The following is a 2,142-nucleotide window of genomic DNA, read 5'->3' on the forward strand; positions in this document are numbered from 1 at the left end:
GTATAAATATCATAGCTATTAGTAAGTACAAGATTACCACTTTTAACTTCTGTAGTTCCGCTATAACTTTGTTCCCCTACTAAATACAAGTAGTCACTATCACCACCTTTTACTTCTAAATTTCCTTCACCTTTAATATTATTTAAGAAGTAATAATGGTTTGCAGTTCCTTCTGGTCTTAAACTTAAGTCAGCAGTGAAAGTAGTTCCTGATAAAAATTGTCCAGGTCCACGAACAGCTCCATCAGCATATACTAGTCCCCAACCATAAATCTCATCAACCCCCTCTTCCCCTAAATCTATTGCCGTTGTTAAAAGAGTTGTTTTTAATTGAGATCCAGTCATCCAAGGAAATTGTTCACTCACATAAGTCGCAACTGCTGAGACAGATGGGGTAGCAAAAGAGGTACCAGAAGCAGATAGGTCAAAACCTAAGCTAGCATCATATTGTGTAGTGTAATAAGGAGATACGAGACAATGATCTTTTGCCGTACCACACATTATTGCATTTGGAGAAGCTACTAGGTTTGTATGAGATTTCATCACCTCATCATTATAATCATTTGCGAAACTCTCAGTCTCATAATCTTCTATTTGAATCTCAGCATTATATAAATCATAAAAATTATCTGATTTTACAACTTTTCCATCCACAAAATCTTGTAAAATTCTTTTTACTTGATCTGTTAGAACATTGTTATTATTTGCTGATACTCCTGCAACCAGTAATAAATTCTCTTGAGAACTTTGATTTTCTAACATACTCTCAAAAACATTGCCCTTTTCAAGCTTCATTACATTAGCAAGAGGATTATTTAATTGTGCTTTAAAAAACTCATCTGTTTTACCTAGTACATCACGTTGATATACATACCAATCTTGTAAATACTGAATATTTCCAGTTGCAACTGCAACTAATGGAACATTACTTGGATCTTCACTGTAGAGTTTATTTAAAGTATTCTGAAAATAAGGACTAGATTTGTCAGGATTTAAGTCACTACTCCAATAAAGAGAAAGTAAATTCGTATAATTAAGATACTTTCCAGTTTTATTCACAGCTTCTCTAAGAACACGTGGGAAAATAGAAAAACTAACATTTACTACTTTTGCTTGAGATAGTTTTATCCCTTGGTAAACAGCATTATTAAAAATATTTGTATCTGCGAGATTAGAAACAATAGCTTTAGCATAAAAATCAAAAGTATAGTAATTAGCGTTAGGAGCTAAACCATAGTAGTTATCACTTTGTTTTGCAGCCATAAGACTAACTACCTGAGCTCCATGAGCATTTACTAATAATGAATTAGAGTTATTCCCAGCATAAAGATAGTCTGTACTCCCGTAATCGGCATAGGTTACTGGAGTACCGTCAGCTTTAAACAAATACATATTTAAGCTATCGGCACTCACTCCATTTAAGCTATCTTTTTTAATATTGGTATCAAAGACAGCAACTTTTACACCTTTTCCTGTTAAACGACCTTTAGTCCCTTCTGTATTAATAGGTTGAATAGTTGGACCACTTTGCGAAAGTAAGGTTTGATTCGCAAAATTCTTATAAATACCTAATGCATTAAGCCAATAACTACCTTCACTATAGTCTCCAAGTTTAAGACTTTGAGCTATTCCTTCACGATTATAAGATTCCTGCCAGTTATACTTAGGAATTGAAGTTTTTGTTCCTGAGACAGTGTTTGTATCAATTGTTGACTCTATATTAAATGCAGTCTCTTGTTTAGTTGTTGTTGGAGTTAAAGATGTTGATTGAGTAGAACTTGCTGTACTAGTATAAGAGTTTGAAGAGCTTCCTCCGCCACAAGCTACAAGAATACTAGCAGTAAAAGCACTTGCCAAAGTACTTACTAAAGTTTTTAAATGAGTTCTTGCCATATTTATTTATCATATAATTCATATTCATATTACAGTCTAATAAGACTTATGTAGGTAATTTAGATACCTATACTCATTATACTAGATGAGAATAATTAGTTCTAGATCTTAACTTTTTTGTACTATAATTTTTATATACTTTCTTTTATAGATAAAAGAGAAGACAAAAATTAAATATGAAGCTAGATTAAAGTTTTCTAGTAGATAAAATAATTGTAGGTGCTAGTAAAATACTAGCACCTACAATTAT

General features: G+C 32.3%; 1 protein-coding gene. It reads right to left on the bottom strand.

Going from position 1 to position 2,142, the window contains the following annotated elements; all coding sequences use genetic code 11:
- Positions 1-1,892, bottom strand: a 1,892-nt coding sequence (locus CKF59_RS04645) for a S8 family serine peptidase (protein ID WP_147397122.1), incomplete at its 3' end; no start/stop codon positions are given.
- Between the last annotated feature and the right edge of the window lie 250 nt (positions 1,893-2,142).

Origin of the sequence: Psittacicella gerlachiana, from assembly GCF_003585965.1 — a bacterium.
Classification (GTDB): Bacteria; Pseudomonadota; Gammaproteobacteria; order Enterobacterales; family Psittacicellaceae; genus Psittacicella; species Psittacicella gerlachiana.